The organism is uncultured Gimesia sp. (genome assembly GCF_937919775.1).
In the GTDB taxonomy this organism is placed as follows: domain Bacteria; phylum Planctomycetota; class Planctomycetia; order Planctomycetales; family Planctomycetaceae; genus Gimesia.
Genome location: NZ_CALFPF010000112.1, coordinates 1 through 8,539, shown reverse-complemented (window position 1 = coordinate 8,539; position 8,539 = coordinate 1). Strand labels below are relative to the sequence as shown.

Sequence of the window (8,539 nt, the reverse complement as noted above, 5' to 3'; positions counted from 1 at the left end):
AATGTATTAATACCAGCGTGTTCAATTCGGTCAGATTCTTGAGAACCGTCAGACCGTCATTACTGACGCTTGTAAAATTGAGCGTCAGCGATTTCAAATCGGTTCTCTCTTTCAGGCAGATCAGCTGCGCATCATCAATCTGTCGGCCTGAAAGATGGACTCCCGACACAAAACGAGTCTGTTGCGCATCACCATATTGTACGAAACCGCCCCGTTTTTTGATTTCTGCCGCAAATTTCTGGTCTGCAGGTGGAATCGGTCGATCGTAGTCGATTTTGCAGTTCGGCAACTCGATTTTTAATTTTGCGACTTCTGCATTACTGACTGTCGTGAGCTTCAAATCAAGAAACGTCAGGTTTTTTAAACCGGAAAGATGTTTCAAGCCCGCATCGCTGACTTTGGTATCATACAGGTTCAGTGATTTCAGTTGCTTCAGATCTTTGAGATGCACCAGCCCTTCGCTGGTAACTTTCGTCGAGTTCAGCCACAAGCTTTGCAGATCAGTCAGTCCTTTCAAGTGTTCCACAGCTGCGTCGGTCAGATCTGCATTTCGAATATAGACATGCTTCAAAGCAGGAAATTGTTTCAGGTGCATCAGACCTTCATCAACGAGCGGGCAGCGGACAAGGTGTAATGTATGCAGCTTGTTGAACCCTTTCAGGTGTTCCAGCCCCACGCCTGTTACTTTGGAACCATAGAAGGCCAAATCCTGAAGCGTGTCGAATTCTTTCAGAGATGCAAGGCGGGCATCATCGATTTCCGAGTTCGAGAAAAAGATGGATTTGATTTCCCGATTAGAACCGGTTTGAGCATACTTGATATCCCCGCGTAACTGCTTAATCAAGCCAACAGCCTGCGCTTGAGTCAAATACGCGTTGTCTGCCGGAGGAGCTGCCTCTGAGAATGAGGTATAACCAGGCAGACAACAGAGCAGTAAAAACAGAAACACAAATCGCATTATGTTGATCCCGTTTGCGGGGAGATGAGTCGGCAGAACCGTGAAATTATACTTGTGAATACAACTATAACCATGTGCGCAGGAAGATTCAAACAGAATGAAAACAGAGCAGTAAAAACAAATGGCTTCTATGAATGCAACTATAATAACTGTCGCGCTTTGATATCCAGATAGCGGCTGATGAGATTGACCGAGAGATTTTCCGGCAGGGTGTCGAGCACGAGCAGCCCTGACTTTTGCAGCGCCGCGATTTGCGAAGTTTGCGTCGAAACGATGTCGGCGGCGGCTGCGATCTGGAAGGCTTCGCGGTCGGTCTCCGGAATCGAATTCATGCGATTCTGCAACGGGACATTTTTCAGGAACGCAGACAACACCAGATGCGGCCAGCGCATCCGCCGCAGGGCGCTGCCGAGATGACTCAGATGAACTTCATCCAGCGCATGCGTCAGTACAACCACCAGCGAGCGCTTGCGATAGCGCAGCTGGAGTTGTTCTGACATCATTTGATAATCAGAGGCTTCGTAGATCGGTTCCAGATCGTAAACCTGTCTGATGAGTTTCTGAATCGAACCGGCGCCGCGGACAACGGGCACCCAGCGTTCGACTTTATTCGAACAGGCCATCAGCGAAACGGTGTCTCCCTGCCGCAGTGCCACATAGCTTAATAAAATGGCGGCGTTCAAAGCGCGATCGAAGTGGGTCACTCCTTCCGCTTCGTTGCACATGGAGCGTCCGCAGTCGATCAGCAGAATGATGTTCTGATTTTTTTCCACGACATATTCGCGGCTGATTAATTCCTGATGCCGAGAAGTGGCTTTCCAGTCGATACTGCGAAATTCATCCCCCCGCCGGTATTCGCGCAGGCGGTCAAACTCGGTCCCTCTGCCTCTTAAACGCGAGAGTTTGATGCCCGTTTCCGCCAGCCGATTGCGACGGGCCAGCAGTTCCACGCCATGTACGGCTTTGATATCCGGATAGATGCGCACTTCCTGATGAATGTCCCGTTCGTCGTAAATCGTCCAGAGTTTCAGTCTGCTTTGCATCTGCAGAAAGACCCGTCGAAACCGGTTTTTCCCCCGGTGCAGCGGTTCCACATGATAGATGCTGTATTGATGCTTGTTCGGAATCAGTTCAATCTCAAACGGCAGATCGGAATAATGACAGGGCAGCGGCGGCTCATCATGCACGTGGACCTTGAGCGGGACCGAACCGCGATTGGTAAACCAGAGCTTCACGCTGTTCGGCGTGCCGACACTCAGGACCTCTTTCACATCGCGGTGAACTTCGATCACCAGCAGCGAAGGGGTGATCACCAGATCGACCAGCGCCAGCAGGAAGACTCCCAGGCAGATCAAAATGCCGGCCTGTCCCGCTTCCTGCCAGATCGTTCCCAATGCAAACGGGATCATGGCGGCTGCGAACAATAACAGTAACGACAGGCGAGGCATCATTGGCGAGGTGCCTCAACGCTCTCCAGAATGTCCCGAATGACGTCATCGACATTCATGCCTTCAATTTCAGCCTCGGGGTGCAATCGGATTCGATGACGGAGAATCGGTAACGACAGCTCTTTGACGTCGTCGGGAACCACAAAATCCCGCCCCTGACAGGCAGCCATCACACGCGTACCAATCAGCAGATTCACACTGGCGCGGGGACTGGCGCCGACCTCAATCGTCGCCCAACTGCGGGTGCGCGAAACAATGGACGTGATGTATTGAATGATCGACGGTTCCACAATAATTTCCGTCGCCCGTTTCTGAATCGCCATGATCGTTGCTGCGTCGAGAACCGCTTCCATGCCGAAACTGTTCAAATCGCGGTTATCCTTACCCGACGCATACAGATCGAGGATCGCGTTTTCCTGATCCTGTGTCGGATAGTCCACGATGAGCTTGAACATGAACCGGTCCAGTTGCGCTTCCGGCAGGGGGTATGTTCCTTCCTGTTCTAACGGATTCTGCGTGGCGATTGTGATGAAGGGACGATCCAGCGGATAGGTTTTTCCATCCACGGAAACCTGCCGTTCCTGCATCGCTTCCAGCAGCGCCGACTGCGTTTTGGCAGGAGCCCGGTTGACTTCGTCGGCTAACAGCAGATTGGTAAACAGCGGCCCTTCATTGAATGTGAAGGTTTTCTCGTGCATGTCATACACGGAATGTCCGGTGATATCCGAGGGCATCAAATCGGGCGTGAACTGAATCCGGCGGAATTTGCTCGACAGGACGTGACTGAGCGCATTCACCAGCAGAGTCTTGCCCAGGCCGGGCACCCCTTCGATCAACACGTTTCCTTCACAGAATAAGGCAATCAAAACTCCTTCCACCAGCGCTTCCTGACCCATGAGCACTTTCCCCACTTCGGTCAGCGAGCGTTGATAGTAATCTTCGATTTGAGAAACATCCATGAATGAACCGTAACCCTGACTGTCTATCTGAAGTAAGTAAAATCAAAAGGATCTGAGCAGCACTGATCCGGAACCGATGTCCCCTGAGCCGTTCATTCTAAATGCAACCCGGCTCCAATTTCGAGCATCCGGGTCGAGAACTGTCAGGTTTTTTCAAATTGGTTGATCTCAACACACGCATCCCTGACTCCTTAAGTTCACCTGACCGGATTGAGTGTAAACTGAATAAATTCCCCTTGACGCCTGCACGGCGTTCGCCATGATCCTCACTCTCAGTTGTGTGTCGCGCGCGAGAACACGACTGGTTCAGCTGAAGAACCGGAACCACTGCGAAAATCAGCATTATAAAAGTCCCTCGTTTCAGCCAGATTGAACATAAACCACCCTCTCAAAGTAATGCGTGTCGACACACACCGCCACATAACCGCCCCCCTGCCAACCAGACCCGCCATACCCCCAACACACATCCGCACTCCCTCGCCACACATTTCGTCTCGCTTTCCCTTGACCGCCCCACGCACATCCCGAAAATAGTCCACAATCAATGGAACAGCAGACAATCCCAAAGAAAACAAACGTTACAATATAAACCCTCCACTATGAGCGGGTCGGCGCTAGCCGCCGTTTTCCTCCCACCAGGAAAAAACAGCTACCCACACAACACAAATCCTACCAGATACCACCGCCCCCACGCAGATAAACATCCCGCACTGAAAATCACAATCGCAGGTAAAACAGAAAGGCCCTTTCGCGGGCCGTCCCCTTTCATGCCCCCGATGTCAGAACAGGACCACCCTTCGATCCGACAAATTCAAAAAGGAATCGTAAAACCATTGATTCCCGCTTGGTTTCGATCCTGAACTTTTAGTATCTTTGAACCTTGATCGTGAAATAAATAATTTCCTATTGTAAAGTCCGCTGCAAAATCTGCGTTTATCTGCGGACAAAACATCAATCAGACCGGAGAAGAACCGATGACGGCAAAGAATTTTAAACCGGTGAAAACAGGTGTCATTGGCCTGGGTCGGTTTGGGCGATTGCATGCATTGACGTTATCTCGTCTGGCAGAAGCGGAACTGGTGGCAGTGGTGGCGCGTCGGCAGGAGAGCCTGGCTGCCCTCCGCAAAGAACTTCCCGATGTGCCAGGGTGGACGAATCTGACTCAGGCGATTGAGGAGTCGGACGCAGAGGCGTGGGTTGTCGCCTGTACGACGCAGTCCCATGTGACGGTCGCGCGAGAACTGCTCGAACGTGGCAAAGTGGTGCTGTTGGAAAAGCCGATTGCGGAGAGTCTGGAAGAAGCGGAAAGCCTTGCTCCCCTGGTACAGCCCGACTCCAGTAACCTGATGCTGGGACACATCGTGCTGTTTAACAGCGAGTTTCAGGAGCTGCGGGAGGTGGCCCGCGAACGTGGTCCGATTTCTTATATCGATTGCGTACGACATCGACCGGCGAGCATTGTCGCGAACTTTCCAGGCGAGAACCCGTTGCACGCCGCGATGGTGCATGACCTGTACGCGACGCAAGTGTTACTCGATCGCGCGGAACCGGATCATTTCAGTGCCCAATTTCATCGGACTGCCGCTGGCGATATTGATCTGGCACTGGCACAACTCCAGTGGAACGAAGGTCCGGTGGCATCGTTTGCCGCCTCATATTTAACTCCCGCAGGGATGCCGCCGCGCGGGTTTGACAGAACCGAAGTCTTTGGTGTGGGCTGGTCGGCCCGCATTGAACCGAACCCACGACCGATCTCTGTCTGGGACAGTGCAGCCTCCTGGCCTCTGGCGCTGGAAGTGCGTGCCAACCCACCCAGCGGCATGATGGCGGAAGAGTTGCGTTGCTTCTGTCGGGTCGTGCGCAACGTGGAAGCGGTGCCCACCGGAGCGACCTACTCAGATGCCATGCAGGTACAACGCTGGATGGAGAAACTGAACGCGTTTGTCTAACCAGCAGCATGGCGATTCCTCGTCCAGCGACGTAAAAGGGATCGGGACGACTGACAAATTTTAACAAACGATATCAACCGGGGCTAACGCCCTGCGGCTAATGATTACTAATGCCTGACGTGTAACAGGGTGGGATAGCGATGCATGATCAACCGCTGGCTTATTTCATTACGATTACTGTTTACGGCACCTTCCTGCAGGGCGACGCGCGGTGGTGGCGGTCTCGTGGCAAAGGTTCTCAGTTTCCTCAACCGTTTCTGGAACAGGTCATCTCGTATACGACAGAAGAACAGGATCGAAAAGCAAGAGACTCCCAATAACAATTAGAAAAATTAGCCGCAGGGCGTTAGCCCCGGTTATCATGCGACCAGAAAAAAACAGCCCCTCACGCAAAACAAATCCCACCAGTGATCACCGTCTCCACGCTGATAAACACCCCACACTGAAATCCACGATCGCAGGTGAAGCAGTAATGTCCTTTCGGGGTCTGCCATTTTTCGGTCTTTCCTGAATCATTAAGTTGTGGACGTAAATCCAATTAATGCCAATTGATTCTAGACAAAAATCCTGATAGATTTAAAAGAGAGATTTAATAAGAGTTAAATTCTGTTTATCAATAGTTGGCCGTCTCGAACCGCAGAACCGCAATTCACCAGCAGTCCAGATTGGGCGTAAATCATGAATGCACTCCGACTATTACTGGCCGTGTTGATTGCAGTTGTCCTGGTCCCCGCGTTTTACGTCTTTTTCAATGCCAGCATTCGTAATCCTGCGGTTGCACTCGTGGTGACGATTCCGTTTATTATTCATGCGATCGTTCGGTCATTCCGGATGGTCCGCGTTTGGCACACGGTGCTGGCTTGGGTGACCGCCACGGCTTGGGTTGGCTATGGATTTTGGGAACAGCATGTGAAATCAGTCCACCCCGACTGGAATATTCGGATTGATCTGTTCCCGATTTTCGCCGTGTTGTACATCGTGACATTCGCTTGCATCTGGTTTCTGCTGTTTCCAACAAACTCAACCATGCGGTCGGCCCATAAACCAAAAAGTACATCGGGAACTTAAAAATGGACAGGAATCATTAAATAAGAGACCTGACCCCTTATACTGTTCTCATAGCTGACCCGTCGCAAATGACAAAAAAATGCACGCGGTTTCTACGATTACACGATTAATCGGGGCTAATTGCGAACGTTCTGCGGTGAATAGCGAATGCCCGGGGTTTCGTGATCTGAGTAACAGCGCCAGAACCAGGCCCCCCTTCAACAGAGTACGACTGGCAATCGTTTTACCACTGAAAAGCTCCCACCATGAGCCGCAGGGCATTAGCCCCGGTTTTCATCCATCCAGAAAAAAACAGACTCCCACGCAGAAAAACATCCCACACTGAAATCCACAATCGCAGGTGAAGCAGAAAGGTCCTTTCGGGGTCTGCCACTTTTCGTTCTTTCCTGAATCATTAAGCTGTGGACGTAAATCCAATTATTGACAATTGATAACAGGCAGAAATCTTGATAGATATTTAGACAGAAACATATTCTGTCTATCAATAGTTATCCGACTGGAGAAAACTTGATGGCAAGCCCATTGAATCGTCGCTCTTTCCTACTGCTTTTATCTGCCGTCGTTGTTGCGATCCTGATCGTCGGGTACCGCCGTACCGTTTCACTCGAACGACAGCCAATCGACAGGCCGATTCAGTTCCTCAAGGACGACGCAATCAAGGGCAGTGACGCCATGCTGAAAAATGGGGCAACTCTTTTTATTGGCGAAATTCACGGAACATGGGAAATACCGATGGCCGTAGCCTCTCTGGTTCGGCAAGCACTGACTACCGGAAACGAAGTAATTCTTTGCGTCGAAATACCGACAACCGAACAAGAGTCGATCGACCGTTTCCTAAACAGCGACGGCGAAGACAGGGCGGTTGAAGATTTGCTGGATACACCATTCTGGATTGGCCAGGACGGCCGTGCAAGTGTAGGCATGTTTGCGATGCTTGAACTTGTTCGTCGCCTACGCAGTTCGGGCCATGAGGTTCACGTCCATGCAATCGACTTAGACTGGACTCGACAACCTGCCGAAGCATCTGCGTACTACCGTGACCAAACCATGGCCGAAAACCTGCTTCAAGTACGGAAAGACTCTCCTGCAGCAATTCTGATTACCCTCGCTGGAAACGTGCACACCAGGACCGCCAAGGGCGCACCCTGGGATGACCAATATACTCCAATGGGTTGGTTTGTTTCTCAATCGCTACCTGATTTGGTGAGCTTCAACATACAGATCGCAGGCGGTGATGCATGGGTGATGACGGAGCAAGGCGAGGGAGAAAGAGCCTTGAGTGGAAAAAATGAAGGTGATGATCCATTTTTGCTCATCGATGATACTCGTGAGATCGGTTACGATGGGGTTTTCTACATCGGTCGCATATCTGCGGCAAAACCCGTCTTCACCCGCGTTGGTGGCGGATAACAATGCCATCAACCGGAGCACTCAATCACGCTGCAAATGAAATCAAAGTCTTCCGTTCGTGCCCGGTTATCGCATTAGTTCGGATCAACGCATGAATCTTGAAATCTCGTCAGTACCTTATCGGGTAATTTTGTTCGGCTACCGAGGATTGATCAAGGACGGGAGCGTGCACGCCTCGGCAAAGCCTCTCAAGGACAGAATGTGGAAGGAAGTTCAAGATCGCCGAATTAAAACCACGGGAATCAATCATTGGGTTTATTTGCCAGATTCGATGATCTTTACGGGCATCGAATTGAAGGAACCAACCACGGAGGTTGGGACGCTTGAATCCTTAGAAGTATCGCTTGATCGTTATGTCAAGTATCTGCATGTCGGGCCTTACTCAACGCTTGGTGCGACTTGGCTGGAGTTGATGGAAGAACTCAAGAAACACAATGTGAAACCAGACTACCCCCATCTTGAAATCTATGGACACTGGAATGCGGACGAGACGAAATGTGAAACCACTATTCTGATCGGTCTCGCGAATTGAAAGTAATCCGAACAAAGCCGTAAACCGGACCGACGGTTTACGCGGGTCAACGTCAATCGCCGCAACCCGGTTACGCTGGACGTTAGCATCCACCTGCTGGCCGTCGCTGTCGCATCAACTCATCCCTATTTCGGGATTCCGAGAAAATGACCCAATTCGCTGACTCCATACGTGTGCGTGGAAGCCATCAGTTTTCGCGAATTCAGATTCGATGA

General features: G+C 51.1%; 7 protein-coding genes and 1 pseudogene. 5 read left to right on the top strand and 3 right to left on the bottom strand.

All coding sequences use genetic code 11. The features are described from left to right. From Q0294_RS03035 to Q0294_RS03025, 3 genes and pseudogenes are all read right to left on the bottom strand, one after another. Window positions 1-958, bottom strand: a pseudogene (locus Q0294_RS03035) (hypothetical protein); the annotation flags it as partial. A gap of 140 nt (window positions 959-1,098) precedes the next feature. Continuing rightward, a complete protein-coding gene (locus tag Q0294_RS03030) occupies window positions 1,099-2,409 on the bottom strand; it encodes a DUF58 domain-containing protein (RefSeq protein ID WP_299460786.1) in 1,311 nt (436 codons plus the stop codon). After that, window positions 2,406-3,365 (bottom strand): MoxR family ATPase, encoded by a 960-nt coding sequence (locus tag Q0294_RS03025; RefSeq protein WP_299460784.1) that lies wholly within the window; start codon window positions 3,363-3,365, stop codon window positions 2,406-2,408. The genes Q0294_RS03030 and Q0294_RS03025 overlap by 4 nt, the downstream gene beginning before the upstream one ends. A 974-nt stretch (window positions 3,366-4,339) precedes the next feature. Between Q0294_RS03025 and Q0294_RS03020 the strand changes: the two genes are divergently transcribed. The 5 genes from Q0294_RS03020 to Q0294_RS03000 all read left to right on the top strand — a co-directional run bounded on the left by Q0294_RS03020 (window position 4,340) and on the right by Q0294_RS03000 (window position 8,324). Beyond that, on the top strand, window positions 4,340-5,314 hold the full coding sequence (locus Q0294_RS03020) for a Gfo/Idh/MocA family oxidoreductase (protein WP_299460782.1): 975 nt from the start codon (window positions 4,340-4,342) through the stop codon (window positions 5,312-5,314). A 140-nt stretch (window positions 5,315-5,454) separates the two neighbouring features. Further along, on the top strand, window positions 5,455-5,634 hold the full coding sequence (locus Q0294_RS03015; RefSeq protein WP_299460780.1) for a hypothetical protein: 180 nt from the start codon (window positions 5,455-5,457) through the stop codon (window positions 5,632-5,634). Window positions 5,635-5,992: 358 nt separating this feature from the next. Beyond that, entirely contained in the window at window positions 5,993-6,382 is a 390-nt protein-coding gene (locus tag Q0294_RS03010) for a hypothetical protein (protein WP_299460778.1), read from the top strand. A gap of 510 nt (window positions 6,383-6,892) precedes the next feature. Continuing rightward, the gene (locus Q0294_RS03005; protein ID WP_299460775.1) at window positions 6,893-7,792 is read left to right on the top strand and encodes a hypothetical protein; all 900 of its coding nucleotides are present in this window, start codon (window positions 6,893-6,895) and stop codon (window positions 7,790-7,792) included. 91 nt (window positions 7,793-7,883) lie between these two features. After that, a complete protein-coding gene (locus Q0294_RS03000) occupies window positions 7,884-8,324 on the top strand; it encodes a GyrI-like domain-containing protein (RefSeq protein WP_299460773.1) in 441 nt (146 codons plus the stop codon). Window positions 8,325-8,539 lie beyond the last annotated feature (215 nt).